At 69.8% G+C, this 15,450-nt stretch carries 15 protein-coding genes; 13 read left to right on the plus strand and 2 right to left on the minus strand.

The features are described from left to right. Positions 1-56: 56 nt before the first annotated feature. From GRS48_RS09345 to GRS48_RS09400, 13 genes are all read left to right on the plus strand, one after another. Positions 57-599 (plus strand): carboxymuconolactone decarboxylase family protein, encoded by a 543-nt coding sequence (locus GRS48_RS09345; protein ID WP_159485810.1) that lies wholly within the window; start codon positions 57-59, stop codon positions 597-599. A gap of 136 nt (positions 600-735) precedes the next feature. Beyond that, positions 736-1,008 (plus strand): hypothetical protein, encoded by a 273-nt coding sequence (locus GRS48_RS09350; RefSeq protein WP_159485812.1) that lies wholly within the window; start codon positions 736-738, stop codon positions 1,006-1,008. Continuing rightward, entirely contained in the window at positions 1,005-3,473 is a 2,469-nt protein-coding gene (locus tag GRS48_RS09355; protein WP_159485814.1) for an N-6 DNA methylase, read from the plus strand. Before GRS48_RS09350 ends, GRS48_RS09355 begins: the two co-directional genes overlap by 4 nt. 373 nt (positions 3,474-3,846) lie before the next feature. Further along, on the plus strand, positions 3,847-5,010 hold the full coding sequence (locus GRS48_RS09360) for a 2-isopropylmalate synthase (protein ID WP_321168407.1): 1,164 nt from the start codon (positions 3,847-3,849) through the stop codon (positions 5,008-5,010). Positions 5,011-5,392: 382 nt separating this feature from the next. Next, entirely contained in the window at positions 5,393-7,216 is a 1,824-nt protein-coding gene (ilvB, locus tag GRS48_RS09365) for a biosynthetic-type acetolactate synthase large subunit (RefSeq protein ID WP_159485818.1), read from the plus strand. Continuing rightward, the gene (gene ilvN / locus GRS48_RS09370; protein ID WP_159485820.1) at positions 7,213-7,881 is read left to right on the plus strand and encodes an acetolactate synthase small subunit; all 669 of its coding nucleotides are present in this window, start codon (positions 7,213-7,215) and stop codon (positions 7,879-7,881) included. Before ilvB ends, ilvN begins: the two co-directional genes overlap by 4 nt. Beyond that, entirely contained in the window at positions 7,878-8,933 is a 1,056-nt protein-coding gene (gene ilvC / locus GRS48_RS09375) for a ketol-acid reductoisomerase (protein ID WP_159485822.1), read from the plus strand. The genes ilvN and ilvC overlap by 4 nt, the downstream gene beginning before the upstream one ends. Further along, positions 8,933-9,064: a hypothetical protein gene (locus GRS48_RS15325; RefSeq protein WP_255473087.1), complete on the plus strand. Its 132-nt coding sequence runs from the start codon at positions 8,933-8,935 to the stop codon at positions 9,062-9,064. The genes ilvC and GRS48_RS15325 overlap by 1 nt, the downstream gene beginning before the upstream one ends. Next, complete coding sequence (gene leuC, locus GRS48_RS09380; protein ID WP_159485824.1) at positions 9,057-10,478, plus strand: 3-isopropylmalate dehydratase large subunit; 1,422 nt, start codon at positions 9,057-9,059, stop codon at positions 10,476-10,478. Before GRS48_RS15325 ends, leuC begins: the two co-directional genes overlap by 8 nt. Beyond that, a complete protein-coding gene (leuD, locus tag GRS48_RS09385) occupies positions 10,475-11,176 on the plus strand; it encodes a 3-isopropylmalate dehydratase small subunit (RefSeq protein ID WP_159485826.1) in 702 nt (233 codons plus the stop codon). Before leuC ends, leuD begins: the two co-directional genes overlap by 4 nt. Next, a complete protein-coding gene (locus GRS48_RS09390; protein ID WP_159485828.1) occupies positions 11,177-12,193 on the plus strand; it encodes an isocitrate/isopropylmalate family dehydrogenase in 1,017 nt (338 codons plus the stop codon). 108 nt (positions 12,194-12,301) lie between these two features. Next, the gene (locus tag GRS48_RS09395) at positions 12,302-12,667 is read left to right on the plus strand and encodes a DUF555 domain-containing protein (RefSeq protein WP_159485830.1); all 366 of its coding nucleotides are present in this window, start codon (positions 12,302-12,304) and stop codon (positions 12,665-12,667) included. A 137-nt stretch (positions 12,668-12,804) separates the two neighbouring features. Continuing rightward, the gene (locus GRS48_RS09400; protein ID WP_159485832.1) at positions 12,805-13,344 is read left to right on the plus strand and encodes a CBS domain-containing protein; all 540 of its coding nucleotides are present in this window, start codon (positions 12,805-12,807) and stop codon (positions 13,342-13,344) included. A gap of 235 nt (positions 13,345-13,579) precedes the next feature. On the opposite strand, the gene purM is transcribed toward GRS48_RS09400, so the two are convergent. Together purM and GRS48_RS09410 are read right to left on the minus strand one after the other, a co-directional pair. Next, complete coding sequence (purM, locus tag GRS48_RS09405) at positions 13,580-14,569, minus strand: phosphoribosylformylglycinamidine cyclo-ligase (RefSeq protein ID WP_159485834.1); 990 nt, start codon at positions 14,567-14,569, stop codon at positions 13,580-13,582. 154 nt (positions 14,570-14,723) lie between these two features. Further along, positions 14,724-15,392, minus strand: coding sequence for a metalloprotease (locus tag GRS48_RS09410; protein WP_159485836.1), 669 nt, complete (start codon positions 15,390-15,392; stop codon positions 14,724-14,726). Positions 15,393-15,450: the final 58 nt, after the last annotated feature.

Consider the following 15,450-nt stretch of genomic DNA (forward strand, 5'->3'; position numbering starts at 1 on the left):
CCGGCGAACCCTACCGAGTCACGCGGAGCTAACCCGCCGGGGGTCCACGCCCACGCATGGCTCGCGTACCCTACGTCGACGCGGCGGACGTCCCGGACGAACACGAACACCTCCTCGACTCCGCCCTCCAGGGGGAACCCCTTCACGTCTACCGGTCGATCGGCAACAACCCCGCCGTGCTCGCGGGGATGCGGGCGTACCTGCGGTCGCTGTGGAACGAGAGCGGCCTCACCGACCGCGAGCGCGAGTTCGTCATCCTCGCGACGGCGCGCGCGATCGACAGCCGCTACGAGTGGCACCAGCACGTCAACATCGCGCGCGACGTCGGCATCGACGACGACCGTATCGCCGCGGTCGGCGACCGCGACCTCGCCCGGCTCGACGCCGACGAGCGGACCCTCGTCGAGTACGCGACCGCCGTCGTCGACGAGGCGGTCGACGCCGTCACCCACGCGGCGATCGCCGAGCTGTACGACGACGAGGAGATCGTCGGCATCGCCGCCACCGCGGGCGGGTACGCCGCCCTCGGGGCCCTCATCCGCGCGTTCGACCTCGAGTTAGAGTCGGGCGCGTCGTTCCACGGCTGGGACCCGCGGTAGCGTTCCGGGCCGACCCGGGCCGCTCCGGGTCGATCCGAGCCGATCCGGGGCTCGCGGTCGCGACCCGCGATGAACCCCCGGATGAATTCCCGGGGTGAACCGACAGATACGACACGGGCGGTGCCGTACCGTGGGTATGACCGACACGACGGAGGCGGACGGCGTCGTCGCCGACTACGAGGAGACCGACGCTGAGCGAGTCCTCACCTTCTCGGCGGGCGGGCGCGTCGCGACCGTCGCCCAGAACGTCGACGGCTACGCGATGTTGAAGGTCAGGGCCGGCCCCGACGGCGACGAGCTGGAGCGCTACTACGGCTTCGACATGGCCCTCGACCACGCCGCTGAGGTGCTCGGGGTCGCCGTCGGCGACCTCCCCGTCCCGGACGCCGCCGCCGACATGGGGATGTGACGGACGCCCGAACCGACGCGACCGCGGACGACGCGGTGCGCCTGGCCGCGACCCTCGCAGACCGCATCCACGAGGGCCTCGTGCGCCCGTACGCCGAGCGAGTGACCGCGATGCTCGCCGACGGGAGTGACGAAAGAAGGGGCGGTGACGGGGCCGGGGAGCACGGCGCGGCGAGACGCGGGGTCGAGAACACGGGGGCGGGTCCGGACCCGAAACTCCGCGCCGCGGCCGACGACTGGGCCGCGTTCGTCCGCGAGGCGCACGGCGACGTGTTCAGCCGGATCGACGCCGCCCCCGACGAGGCGTTCGTCCACGCCCTCGCGTACGACTTCGCCGTCGCCCGCCTCCTCGACCGGGTCGAGACCGCCCTCCGGGTACGGATACGCAACCGGGAGGCGACGGCCAACACGGACGTGTTCCCCCTCGAGTTCGATCCGCTTCACGAGCACGTCGCGTCGGGCGGGGCGCTCGGTTCGCGCGAAGCGTTCGGATCGACGGACGCGCTCGAACCGGTCGGATCGCTCCGTACCGCGGTCGACGGAGGGTTCCTCCGGGCGCTGTACGAGCGCACGGTGGACCGGTCCGTCCGGCTGGCGCTCGGGCAGTACTACACGCCGCGGGGGCTCGCGAGCGTCGCCGTCGACGCCCTCCCGGTCGCCGACCACGCCTCGGACCGGGTGTTGGACCCCGGCTGCGGGTCGGGGGTGTTCCTCGACGCGAGCCTCCGCGCGAAGCGGGCCGCGATCGAGGAGCCGCCGTCCCCTCCGGGATCCGGCGACCCCGCGGCGCTCGTCGCCACCCTCACCGACACCGTGGTCGGGTTCGACATCAATCCGGTCGCGGTGCGGAGCGCGAAGCTCCGCTACGCGCTCTCGATCGCCGACCTCCTCGCGGCGGACGGCGTCGAGGCCGTCGAACTCCCGGTCTTCCTCACCGATTCGGTCGGGCTCGCGGGCGGGATCGACGCGGAGGCGGGGTCCGGGATCCGGTTCGGGGACGGGCGGCTGGACCCGACCGCGGACCACCTCGTCGGCAACCCGCCGTGGATCACGTGGGCGAACCTCCCCGAGTCGACCCGGGAAGCGTGGCGCGACGCGCACGTCGACCGGCTCGGACTGCTCGCACACGAGGGCGCGGCGTCGCTGCTCGGCCACGCCAACGACGACGTCTCCGTCCCGTTCGTCTGGGTCTGTATCGATCGCTACCTCGCCGCGGGGGGCTCCGCGAGCGTCGTCCTCAAACGCGGACTGACGAAGGGGCCCTCCGGGCGGCTCTTCCGCGCGGGCGACGTGGGCGATCGGCCCGTGGCCGTCGAACGGGTTCAGGACCTGACCCGCCTCGACCCGTTCGGCGGGGACGTGACCCCGGACGCGTCCGTCTACACGCTGCGGGCCGACCGGGACACGACGTTTCCGGTGGACGCGACGTCGTGGTCGCGGGGGGGCTCGGATCAGGGCCCCTCGTTCGCCAGCGCCCGGGCGATGTCCCGGACGTTAACCCGTGAGGGGACGGCGTACCGCCCGATCGACGGGGACGACCCGGCGGGCTCGTGGATCCGCGCGGACGCCGACCGGCGGGCCCTCGGGGAGTGTGCCGTGCCGATCAGACACGGCGTGAAGGACGACGCGGCGGCCGTGTTCGACGTCGACGAGGCGACGCTCGACGCGATCGAAGCGGATCGGGTGTTCCCCTACCTCAAGTCTCGACACGTCGTGAAGTACGGGCTGTTCGGTCACGACCGGCGGCTCGTGCCGATGGACGAGGCACACGCGGACAACGAGGCGGCGCTCGCGGCGTCGTGTCCGGCGACGTACGACTACCTCCGGGAGCGCCGCGAGGAACTGGCGGCGCGGTCGTCGTCGTGGCTCGACCACGGCCCCTTCTACAACGTGTTCGGGCTCGGGGAGTACACGTGGTCGCCGTACAAGGTGGTCTGGTGTCGGCTCGCGTTCAAGCCCCACTTCGTCGTCGTCTCGACCGTCACGGACGAGGCGCTCGGCGAGAAGCCGGTCGTCCCCGGCGACCACTGCATGTTCGTTCCGACCGACGACCGCGAGGAGGCGCACTTCCTCTGTGCGCTGCTCAACTCCGCGAGCTATCGGCGGGCGATCGAGGGCGTCACCGGCGGCGGCAAGTCCGGGCTCTCGAAGGCGGTCGTCTCGGAGCTCGCGCTCCCGCGGTACCCCGACACCGACGAGGCGCGGCGGCTCGCCGAGCTGTCGATGCGGGCCCACCGGATCGTCCCCGAGCACGTCGACGTGAGCAAGCGCGAGTACAACCGGACGACGATCGCGGAGCTGGAGCCGATCCAGGCGGCCATCGATCGGCTCGTCGAGGGGCTGCTCGCGGCCGGCTGTCTCCCGACTGATAGTTCCTCGATCGACGACTCTCCAACCGACGACCCCTCGATCGACGACTCTCCAACCGACGACCCCTCGATCGACGACTCTCCAACCGACGACTGACACGAGCCTCCCCGGTCGGCGGCAAGCGGTCGGCGGCAAGCGGTCGGGTCGCCACCACCCCGAAATTGACGATCCGAAAGAACCGCGCGCGAGCCGAGGCGATCGGGGAACGAACGTCCAACCGGTATATCAAGCGGGGTCGAAACCGTGATCGGCGTCGGAACGGCTCGAATATATAATCAATATAAGGGACTTAAGTGGCGTTGAGTGGTGGCGATTTTCCGTTCCGGCCGGCGATCGTCGCCGTCGCGGTCGCGGGGATCGTCGCGATTGACGACACCTTTAAGTTCACGAACGTATTGGTGGCAGTCGATGACAGACATCACGGAGGCTTCGTCGGACACCCCGGCGGATCGAGTTCTTCCAGGGCACGATAGCTTCTAACATCGATATCGGTCCTGTACGGATCTTCGACACGACGTTACGAGACGGTGAACAGTCACCACGGACGTCGTTCAGCTACGACGAGAAACGCCGCATAGCGGCGACGCTGGACGACATGGGCACCCACGTCATCGAGGCGGGGTTCCCGGTGAACTCGGACGCGGAGTTCGAGGCCGTGAGCGATATCGCCGCCGCGACGGACACCACCGTCTGCGGGCTCGCCCGGGTCGTCGAGGGCGACATCGACGCCGCGATCGATTCGGGCGTCCAGTTGGTCCACGTGTTCGTCTCCACCAGCGACGTCCAGCTGGAGGACTCGATGCACGCGACCCGCGAGGAGGCGAAAGACCGCGCCGTCGACGCCGTCCGCCAGGTGAAAGACGCCGGCGTCGAATGCATGTTCTCGCCGATGGACGCCACCCGGACCGACCCCGACTACCTGATCGACATCGTCGAGGCGGTCTCCGACGCCGGCACGGACTGGATCAACATCCCCGATACCTGCGGCGTCGGGATGCCGACCAGCTTCGGCAAGACGGTGAAGGCCGTGGTGGAGGCGACCGACGCGCGCGTCGACGTCCACACCCACGACGACTTCGGGATGGCCGCCGCGAACGCGGTCATGGGCTTCGAGAACGGCGCGGAGCAGGCGCAGGTGTCGGTCAACGGGATCGGCGAGCGCGCCGGCAACGCCGCCTACGAGGAGGTCGTGATGGCGGTCGAGTCGGTCTACGGCGTCGACACCGGCATCGACACGACCCAGATCACGGAGCTGGCCCGGATCGTCGAGGCCGCCTCGGACATCCCGGTGCCGGCGAACAAGCCCATCACCGGGCGGAACGCGTTCGCCCACGAGTCGGGCATCCACGCCGCCGGCGTCATCGAGAACGCGGACACGTTCGAGACCGGCGTGATGACCCCGGAGATGGTGGGCGCGGAACGGGAGTTCGTGCTGGGCAAACACACCGGCACCCACAGCGTGCGAAAGCACCTGGTCGAGGCGGGCTTCGACCCGTCCGAGAGCGAGGTCCGCGCCATGACGAAACGCGTCAAGGAGTACGGCTCGGGCAAGCAGCAGGTAACCGCCGGCGACGTCGAGCGGTTCGCGCGTGAGGCGGGGATCGCCCGCGAGGACGAGGAGGTCAGGATCTGATGGCCTCCCCCGACGAGGCAGCCGACCCGGAGCGGCCGCGTTCGGGGTTCGTCCGACGATGCGGTGACGGATCCTCGATGAACACCCCGTTTCGGCCGACGGATCGCCGCAACGGTTGCTCGTCCCGACAGGAATTTATAGGTGGCATGCGTCTGCCGGAACGAGATGCGACGGCGAACCCAGGGCCGCACGATCGGTTCCGACGCGCGAGCCGTCGCCACGATCATCGTAGGGGTCTAACCCCCTACATCACCCCTTCCTCACCGATGCGACGTACCGACGAACGCCAGCGGTCGGGCCGGCTCCCGGCCGTGGTTTCGGCGTTCGGACCGAGCCACACCAGCGCAGGGAACATGCGCAGACACTACACGCCACCACGAACATGAGCGACACAGCAGCACAGCCACGAGAGGACCCCGACGGAACGGAGGACGGGGATCCCACGGACGAACGGACCGGCGCGGAGCCCGCAGAGCCCGCACCGGACGCGGACGACGGACGCGGCACCGTGTCGACGGGCGCGGAGTCCGTCGTCGCCGCCCTGGAGGCCGCCGGCGCGGAGACCGCGTTCGGCGTGCAGGGCGGCGCGATCATGCCGGTTTACGACGCCCTGTACGGGTCCTCGATCCGACACGTGACGATGGCCCACGAACAGGGCGCGGCACACGCCGCCGACGCATACGGGGTCGTGACGGGCGAGCCGGGACTCTGTCTGGCGACCTCCGGCCCCGGAGCGACGAACCTCGTCACCGGGATCGCCGACGCCGACATGGACTCCGACGCGATGCTCGCGCTGACCGGGCAGGTGCCGACCGAGTTCGTCGGCAACGACGCGTTCCAGGAGACCGACACCGTCGGCGTGACGCGCCCGGTGACGAAACACAACTACTTCGCGGGCGACGCGGACACCGTCGGCGACGTCGTCGGCGAGGCGTTCGAGCTGTCGCGGGTCGGTCGTCCCGGCCCGACGCTCGTCGACCTGCCGAAGGACGTCACCCTCGCCGAGACCGCGGAGACGCCCGGTCCGGCCGCGGCTCCCCCGGGAACCACGCCGGAGCCGAGCGCCGACCCCGACGCGGTCGCGGCGGCCGCCCGCGCCATCGAGGAGGCGGACCGACCGCTGTGTCTGTTCGGCGGCGGCGTCGTCAAGGCCGAGGCGAGCGGCGCGGCGCGGACGTTCGCGCGGACGTACGGGATCCCGGTGACGACGACGATGCCCGGGATCGGCACGTTCCCCGAGGACGACGAGCTCTGTCTCTCGTGGGCGGGGATGCACGGCACCGGCTACGCCAACATGGCGATCACTCACACGGACTGTCTGATCGCGGTCGGGACCCGGTTCGACGACCGGCTGACCGGCGGGATCGACACGTTCGCGCCCGAGGCGGAGGTCGTCCACGTCGACATCGACCCGGCGGAGATCTCGAAGAACGTGTACGCCGATTACCCGCTGATCGGCGACGCGGGGACCGTGCTGGACCAGCTCACGGCGGCGGTGCGGGCGGAGCCCGACGCCGACCCGTGGCGCGAGCGGTGTCAGGAGTGGAAGGAGACGTACCCGCTCGCGTACGCGACGCCGGACGACGAGCCGCTCAAGCCGCAGTTCGTCGTCGAGGCGTTCGACGAGGCGACCGACGACGACACGATCGTCACCACGGGCGTCGGCCAACACCAGATGTGGGCCGCACAGTTCTGGACGTACACGGAGCCGCGGACGTGGGTGTCCTCACACGGGTTGGGGACGATGGGGTACGGCGTGCCCGCGGCGATCGGCGCGCGGCTCGCGGCCGACGCGACGGGCGAGCCGGATCGCGACGTGATCTGCTTCGACGGCGACGGCTCGTTCCTGATGACGCTACAGGAGCTCTCCGTCGCCGTCCGCGAGGAGATGAACGTCACGATCGCCGTGCTCAACAACGAGTACATCGGGATGGTCCGCCAGTGGCAGGACGCCTTCTTCGAGGGCCGCCACATGGCCTCGGAGTACAACTGGATGCCCGAGTTCGACAAGCTCGCCGAGGCGTTCGGCGCGCTCGGGATCCGCGTCGACGGCTACGACGAGGTCGCACCCGCCATCGAGGAGGCGCTCTCGTACGACGGCCCGGCGGTGATCGACTTCCACGTCGACCCCGAGGAGAACGTGCTCCCGATGGTCCCGAGCGGCGGGGCGAACGGGCAGTTCGCGCTCTCGGAGGACCAGCTATGAGCGGCGACGAGACCACACAGGTCGTCGGCCCCGCGCCCGAGGACCGCCCGCACCCCGAGGGGCGACGCAACAGCGAGGGTCACCGGATCGACCCCGTGGTCGAGGCGGAACACCACGTCCGTCGCGCGGTCATCTCCGCGTTGGTCGAGGACGAGCCGGGCGTGCTCGCGCGCGTCTCCGGGCTCGTCTCCCGACGGCAGTTCAACATCGAGAGCCTCACGGTGGGGCCGACGACCGTCGACGGCCACTCCCGCATCACGATGGTGGTCGAGGAGACTGACCCGGGGATCGACCAGATCGAAAAGCAGATGGCGAAGCTCAAACCCGTCATCTCGGTCGGCGAGGTGTCCGGCAACGCCGTCCGCTCCGAGCTGGTCCTGTTGAAGGTCCGCGGGGCGGAGCCGGACAAGGTCCACGCGGTGACGGAGATGTACGACGGGCAGACGCTCGACGCCGGGCCGCGGACGATCACGGTCCAACTGACGGGCGACGAGTCGAAGATCGACGACGCGCTCGACGCGTTCGACCAGTTCGGGATCATCGAGATCGCCCGGACCGGCCAGACGGCGCTGGCGCGCGGCGACGTCCCGACGGCACCAGGAGAGAAACCCGGAACGGCCGGCGAACCGACGACACCAGACGACAACTACTCACAGACACGATGACCGAAGACGACACTCAGACGTTCGACTCGACCGTATACTACGACGACGACGCGGACAGCGAACACATCGCACAGAAGACCGTGGCCGTGCTCGGCTACGGCTCGCAGGGACACGCACACGCACAGAACCTCGCCGACAGCGGGGTCGACGTCGTCGTGGGGCTCCGCGAGAGCAGCTCCTCGTGGGACGCCGCAGAGAGCGACGGGCTCCGCGTGGCGACGCCCGCCGACGCGGTCGCGGAGGCGGACATCGTGAGCGTGCTCGTGCCGGACACGGTCCAGCCGGACGTGTACGAGAACGCCATCGAGCCGAACCTCGAGGCCGGCGACACGCTGCAGTTCGCCCACGGGTTCAACATCCACTACAACCAGATCCAGCCGCCAGAGGACGTCGACGTGACGATGGTCGCGCCGAAGTCGCCGGGCCACCTGGTGCGCCGGAACTACGAGAACGACGAGGGGACCCCCGGACTGCTGGCCATTTATCAGGACGCGACGGGCGACGCCCACGACGAGGGGCTCGCGTACGCGGCCGCGATCGGCTGTACCCGCGCCGGCGTCGTGGAGACGTCCTTCCGCGAGGAGACCGAAACCGACCTGTTCGGCGAGCAGGCCGTCCTCTGTGGCGGCGTCACCTCGCTCGTCAAGCAGGGCTACGAGACGCTCGTCGACGCGGGCTACTCGCCGGAGATGGCGTACTTCGAGTGCCTGAACGAGCTGAAGCTCATCGTCGACCTGATGTACGAGGACGGGCTCGGCGGCATGTGGGACTCCGTCTCCGACACCGCCGAGTACGGCGGGCTGACCCAGGGCGACGTCGTCGTCGACGAGCACGCCCGCGAGAACATGGAGGAGGTCTTAGAGAAGGTCCAGGACGGGACGTTCGCCCGCGAGTGGATCGTCGAGAACCAGGCGGGCCGCCCGAACTACGAGCAGCTCCGGACCGCGGAGAAGAACCACGAGATCGAGGCAGTCGGCGAGGAGCTCCGCGGGCTGTTCGCCTGGCAGGAGGACGAGGAAGCCGACGACGAGAAAACCGAGGTGAAAGCCTGATGGGGGAGCGATCGACGACCGACCGATCGACGATGGGCGACGTCGACCACACGCCGCGAAACGCGGACGTGAACGACGTGTGGATCCGCGGCCCGGACGGCGCGGCCGGGACGGAGCGCACCGATGAGTAGCGGGACGCTGTACGACAAGGTGTGGGACCGACACCGGGTGGCGTCGCTGCCGACCGGACAGGACCAGCTGTTCGTCGGCCTCCACCTCGTACACGAGGTGACGAGCCCGCAGGCGTTCGGGATGTTACGGGAGCGCGACCAGACGGTCGCCTTCCCGGAGCGCACGCACGCGACGGTCGATCACATCGTTCCGACGGGGAACCGCGACCGCCCATACCGCGACGACGCCGCCGAGGAGATGATGGCGGAGCTGGAAGCGAACGTCCGCGGCTCCGGGATCGACTTCTCGGACCCCGACTCGGGGAACCAGGGGATCGTCCACGTCATCGGTCCGGAGCAGGGGCTCACCCAGCCCGGCATGACGATCGTCTGTGGCGACTCGCACACGTCGACACACGGCGCGTTCGGCGCGCTCGCGTTCGGGATCGGGACCTCACAGATCCGCGACGTGCTGGCGACCGGCTGTATCGCCATGGGGAAACAGCGGGTTCGGAAGATCGAGGTCACCGGCGAGCTCGGCGAGGGCGTCACGGCCAAGGACGTGATCCTCACGATCATCCGGGAGCTCGGGACGGACGGCGGCGTCGGCTACGTGTACGAGTACGCCGGCGAGGCCATCGAGAGCCTCGGGATGGAGGGTCGGATGTCGATCTGCAACATGTCGATCGAGGGCGGTGCCCGCGCGGGGTACGTCAATCCCGACGAGACCACCTACGAGTGGCTCCGGAAGACGGACGCCTTCGCCGATGACCCCGAAGCGTTCGAGGAGCTGAAGCCGTACTGGGAGTCCGTCGCCTCCGACGACGACGCGACGTACGACGACGTCGTGGTCATCGACGGCTCCGCGATCGAGCCGACGGTAACGTGGGGAACGACCCCCGGCCAGGGGATCGGCATCTCGGAACCGATCCCGGAGCCGGAGGACCTCCCCGCGGACAAACGGGACACCGCACGGCGCGCACAGAAACACATGCGCGTCGAGCCCGGCGAGACGATGGAAGGGTACGAGATCGACGTCGCCTTCCTCGGGTCGTGTACGAACGCCCGCCTGAAGGACCTGCGGGAGGCCGCGGCGTTCGTGAAGGGCCGGGCCGTCGACGACGACGTGCGCGCGATGGTCGTTCCCGGCAGCCAGCGGGTCCAGCGGGCCGCGGAGGCCGAGGGGCTCGACGAGGTGTTCATCGAGGCCGGCTTCGACTGGCGCGAGCCCGGCTGTTCGATGTGTCTCGGCATGAACGACGACCAGCTGGAGGGCGACGAGGCGAGCGCCTCCTCCTCGAACCGGAACTTCGTCGGGCGACAGGGGTCGAAGGACGGGCGGACCGTTCTGATGAGTCCGATCATGGTCGCGGCGGCGGCGGTGACCGGCGAGGTCACCGACGTCCGCGAACTGACGGAGGTGACCGTCGCATGAGCGGCGACGTCGACCACTCGGGCTTTGCGGACGGCGATGCGCCTGCCGAGAAGGTGACGGACGTCTCGGGTACGGGGATCCCCGTGCGCGGCAACGACATCGACACCGACCAGATCATCCCGGCCCGGTTCATGAAGGTCGTCACGTTCGACGGGCTCGGACAGTTCTCGTTTTTCGATCAGCGGTTCGACGACGCGGACAACGAGAAGGACCACCCGTTCAACGAGAAGCGCTATCAGGGCGCGAACGTACTGGTCGTCAACGCCAACTTCGGCTGCGGCTCCTCGCGCGAGCACGCCCCGCAGGCGCTGATGCGCTGGGGGATCGACGCGGTCGTCGGCGAGTCGTTCGCGGAGATCTTCGCGGGCAACTGCCTCGCGCTCGGGATCCCCACGGTCACCGCGAGCGCCGCGGAGATCGAAGCGCTCCAGGACCACGTCGAGACGACCCCCGACACGACCATCGACATCGACGTCGAGTCGGAGACGATCACGTACGGCGACACGGTCGTCGACGCGGAGGTGAGCGAGGCACAGCGAAAGGCGCTCGTCGAGGGCGTCTGGGACACCACGGCGCTGATGGGTGCGAACGAGGCGGCCGTCGCCGAGACGGCACGCTCGCTGCCGTACATCCCGGCGTCGGACGTACCCGACGAGGCCGGTGCTGACGGTCCGGCCGACGGCGCGGGGGACGACTGAATGGCCGAGGAGATCGTCGTCATCGAGGGCGACGGGATCGGCGGCGAGGTCGTCCCCGCCGCGATCGACGTACTGGACGCGGCCGCGGCGTCGAGCGACGCGATCGACGCGGACGGCTTCACCTACACGTACGCCGCGGCCGGTGACGCGGTGGAGGCGGAGACCGGCGAGGCGCTGCCGGCGGAGACGTACGAGGCGGCCGCGAACGCGGACGCGACGCTGTTCGGCGCGGCCGGCGAGACGGCCGCGGACGTCATCCTCCCGCTCCGCGACGCGGTCGGATCGTTCGTCAACGTGCGCCCGGCGAAGGCGTACCCCGGCGTCGACGCCGTGCGACCGGAGACGGACGTCGTCTTCCTCCGTGAGAACACCGAAGGGGTGTATTCTGGCCACGAGGACCGGCTCTCCGAGGACCTCTCGACGCTGACGCGCGTCGTCACGTCGTCGGCGTCGCGCGAACTCGCCGAGTTCGCCTGCGAGTTCGTCGCGGACGGGCGCGGCCCGGACCACCGCGACGGGTTCACGGTCGCACACAAGGCGAACGTGATGCGCGAGACCGACGGGCGGTTCCGCGAGGAGGTGCTGTCGGTCGCCGAGGAGCACGGCGTCGACGCCGACGAGGAGCTGATGGACGCGTTCGCGACGAAGCTCCCGCTCGACCCGACCCAGTACGGCGTCGTCGTCTGCGGGAACCTCGCGGGCGACGTGCTCTCCGATCTGGCCGCCGGGCTCGTCGGCGGGCTCGGACTGCTCCCGTCGGCCAACATCGGCCACGACAACGCGCTGTTCGAGCCGGTCCACGGGACCGCGCCCGACATCGCCGGCGAGGGGGTCGCGAACCCCACTGCCGCGATCCTGTCGGCGGCGATGCTACTCGAGTACCTCGGCTACGTCGACGAGGGGCAAGGTGTCCGCGACGCCGTCGAGGGCGTGTTGCGCGACGGCCCGCGGACCGGCGACCTCGGCGGCTCCGCGACGACCTCGGAGGTCACCGCGGCGATCGTCGAACGACTGTAAGGCGTCGCCCCGCCACCCCCGCCACGGGGAGTGGCCGCCCGGTCCGGCTCGGCCCGCCCCGCGCGGGCGAACCACAAGACACGAAACCCTGCGGTTCGTTCCGAGCGTATGAGCAACTACTTGGTCGCGATGGAAGCCGCCTGGTTGGTTCGTGACGTCGAGAAGACCGACGACGCCATCGGCGTCGCGGTCAGCGAGGCCGGAAAGCGACTCAACGAGACGGACAAGCAGTACGTCGAGGTCGAACCCGGCGTCACCGGCTGTCCCGCCTGCGGCGAGCCGTTCGACGCCGCGTTCCTCGCGGCGAACACGGCCCTGGTCGGGCTCGTGTTGGAGATCGATATCTTCAACGCCGACAGCGAGGAGCACGCCGAGCGGATCGCGAAAAGCGAAGTTGGCGGCGCGCTCCGGGACGTCCCGCTCGAGGTCATCGAGATAATCGAGACGGAAGCCGACGAGGACGACGACGAGTAGCGCGACGTTCGGGAGCCGGACGCGTCCGGCGGCCGGGGACGGAAAGCGTCCGTCGGCCCTCGTTCGTCGCCGATCGAACGTCCGGCGAGGACGGCCGTCGTCGAAAGCTTTTCTAATAACTTCTGGTAATTAGACGTATGGAACTCCCGACGCCGCAGGACCTACGCGAGCGGCGAACGAGCCTCGAGTTGACACAGAGCGCGCTCGCCGACGCTGCAGGCGTCTCACAGCCGCTCATCGCCCGGATCGAAGGGGGCGACGTCGACCCGCGGCTCTCGACGCTGCGGCGGATCGTCAACGCGCTCGACGAGGCGGAAGGCGAGGTGGTGCGCGCGACCGACCTGATGAACGAGACGGTGATCAGCGTCGCGCCGGACGACGCCGTCAGGGACGCCGTCGAGCTGATGGAAAAGGAGGCGTACTCCCAGCTCCCGGTGCTGCAGAACGGCGTCCCGGTCGGCTCGATCAGCCAGGGCGACGTGATCCACGCGGGAGAGAACGTCGGCGACCTGCCGGTCAGCGAGGTGATGAGCGAGTCGTTCCCGACGGTGGCGGGCGACGCGACCGTCGACGAGATCCGGAACCTGTTGGACCACTACAAGGCCGTAATGGTCACCGAGGGCGGGGAGACGGTCGGGATCATCACCGAGGCCGACATCGCGGCACACCTGTCGTAGAGCCGACCGCGAAACCGCACGACTGCTCGACCGTTCGGCCGCATGACCACCGCACGACTGCTCGACCGTTCGGCCGCATGACCGCACGACCGCTCGGCCGATCGTTTATAACCGATAGCGAACCAGACCGCGCGTGGCCTGACCGACGGCCGCGACGGTCGAGGCGGGTGCGCGGCGCGCCGTCGCGGAAGCCGAGAACGCGCCGCCCGTTCGCCACGCAGCGACGTGCCGCCAGCTACAGCTCCAGCCCGCGGATCGCGACGCCATCGCCTTCTTCGACACGCCCGATCACGCGGCCATCCGTCGCCGCCGCCAGCGACGCCGCCGCGTCCGGGTCGACGGCCGCGACGAAGCCGGTTCCCATGTTGAACGTCCGGTGCATCTCCTCGTCGGAGACGTTCCCCTCGGCCTGAACGAACTCGAACACCGGCTGGGCGTCGACGGCGTCGTCGACGACGTACCGGTTCGCGCCCAGGCGTTCGAGGTTCGTCCACCCGCCGCCGGTGACGTGGGCCGCGCCGCGGACGCCGTGGTCACGCATCGGATCGAGCAGGTCGGTGTAGATCCGGGTCGGCTCCAACAGCGCCTCGCCGACCGTGTCGTACCCCGCGAACGGACAGTCGTCGGTGTACGCGTGGTTCCGCGTCGCGGCCTCCCGGGCGAGGGTCAGCCCGTTCGAGTGGATCCCCGACGACTCCCAGCCGACGAGCGCGTCGCCGGGCCGTGCCTCGCCGTCGAACACCGCGTCCTTCGCCGCGAGCCCGGCACAGGTGCCCGCGAGGTCGAGGCCATTGATCACGTCGGGCATGACCGCCGTCTCGCCGCCGACGAGCGCCATGTCCGCCAGCTCCGCGCCGCGGGCGAGCCCCTCGCCGACCTGCTCGGCGAACCGCTCGTCGGGCTCGTCGACCGCGAGGTAGTCGACGAACGCGACCGGCCGGACCCCGGCCGCGACGAGGTCGTTGACGTTCATCGCGACGCAGTCGATTCCGACCGTCGAGTAGTCGGCGAGCGCCTCCGCGACCAACAGCTTCGTGCCGACGCCGTCCGTCGCCAACGCGAGGTATCGGTCGCCGATGTCGAGCAGGCCCGCGTAGTCGCCCTCGCCCTCGCCGACCACCCCGACGAGCGCGGCGGTCGCCGCCTCGCTCGCGTCGATATCGACGCCGGCGTCCGCGTAGGTGAGCTCCTCCCCGTCCTCGTCGTGGCCGTCGCCCTCGGTCATGTCTCAGGGGGGACGCCCGCGGAGCAAAAACGCACCGTTTGCCGCGACGGTCGGATCGGTGGTGAGAGTCGGATCGGTGGTGAGAGTCGGATCGATGGCGATCGCCGGACCGGGAGTGGTGGCTCAGCGACGAGACGCGGGGACGGGACGGCCGTCAGAACGGCCCGCCGAAGCCGAAGCCGAACCCGAAGACGAGCACGACGGCGACGAGAAGCGACGGGAGGAACGTCGCGGCCCATACCGCCTTGCTCCACCCGATCACCGTCTTCCCGTCGAGCGGTCCGTACGGGATCAGGTTGAACGCCGCGAGGAAGACGTTGATCGCGATCCCCCGCTCGCCGATCAGGGTGACGACCGGGCTGCCGAGGAGGACGCCCGCGAGGAAGACGGGGACGAACACGCCCATCAACAGCAGGTTGACGACCGGGCCGGCGATCGCGATGTGGCCGTGTTCCCGATCGGTGAGCCGGCCGCGGTGGTGAACCGCGCCGGGCGCGGCGAAGATGAACCCCAGCATGGCGCTCATCACGGCGAGGAACAGCATCCCGTTGTCCGCGCGGAACTCCGCGACCTGGTCGTAACGGACGGCGACGACCTTGTGGGCGACCTCGTGTAGCAGGAAGGCGACGCCGGCGGTGGCGAGGCTGACGACGAGCGGCAACACGATCCCGGCCGCGAGCAACCGGTCGAAGCCGGCCGCGCCGCCCGCGAAGAACAGCATGAACGCGACCCCGAGCGCGAGCCACGCGACGAGGAGGTCCCTGAGTTCGATCCCGCTGAAGTAGAGGCCGCCGATCCGGCGGCCGCGTACGGTAGTTCCCATGTATCGTGTCGTTCCGAGTTGTGTCGTGTGGTTTCGAGTCGCGTCGTGTGGTTTCGAC

This window comes from Halorubrum sp. JWXQ-INN 858, assembly GCF_009806985.1.
Lineage (GTDB): Archaea > Halobacteriota > Halobacteria > Halobacteriales > Haloferacaceae > Halorubrum.

Excerpts from the sequence above, each read along its gene's own strand:
- leuC (WP_159485824.1), top strand. The coding sequence starts at position 9,057 with ATGAGTAGCGGGACGCTGTACGACAAGGTGTGGGACCGACACCGGGTG.
- GRS48_RS09395 (WP_159485830.1), top strand. The coding sequence starts at position 12,302 with ATGAGCAACTACTTGGTCGCGATGGAAGCCGCCTGGTTGGTTCGTGAC.
- GRS48_RS09410 (WP_159485836.1), bottom strand. The coding sequence starts at position 15,392 with ATGGGAACTACCGTACGCGGCCGCCGGATCGGCGGCCTCTACTTCAGC.
- leuD (WP_159485826.1), top strand. The coding sequence starts at position 10,475 with ATGAGCGGCGACGTCGACCACTCGGGCTTTGCGGACGGCGATGCGCCT.
- ilvC (WP_159485822.1), top strand. The coding sequence starts at position 7,878 with ATGACCGAAGACGACACTCAGACGTTCGACTCGACCGTATACTACGAC.
- ilvB (WP_159485818.1), top strand. The coding sequence starts at position 5,393 with ATGAGCGACACAGCAGCACAGCCACGAGAGGACCCCGACGGAACGGAG.
- GRS48_RS09400 (WP_159485832.1), top strand. The coding sequence starts at position 12,805 with ATGGAACTCCCGACGCCGCAGGACCTACGCGAGCGGCGAACGAGCCTC.
- GRS48_RS15325 (WP_255473087.1), top strand. The coding sequence starts at position 8,933 with ATGGGGGAGCGATCGACGACCGACCGATCGACGATGGGCGACGTCGAC.
- GRS48_RS09345 (WP_159485810.1), top strand. The coding sequence starts at position 57 with ATGGCTCGCGTACCCTACGTCGACGCGGCGGACGTCCCGGACGAACAC.
- GRS48_RS09350 (WP_159485812.1), top strand. The coding sequence starts at position 736 with ATGACCGACACGACGGAGGCGGACGGCGTCGTCGCCGACTACGAGGAG.
- GRS48_RS09390 (WP_159485828.1), top strand. The coding sequence starts at position 11,177 with ATGGCCGAGGAGATCGTCGTCATCGAGGGCGACGGGATCGGCGGCGAG.
- purM (WP_159485834.1), bottom strand. The coding sequence starts at position 14,569 with ATGACCGAGGGCGACGGCCACGACGAGGACGGGGAGGAGCTCACCTAC.
- ilvN (WP_159485820.1), top strand. The coding sequence starts at position 7,213 with ATGAGCGGCGACGAGACCACACAGGTCGTCGGCCCCGCGCCCGAGGAC.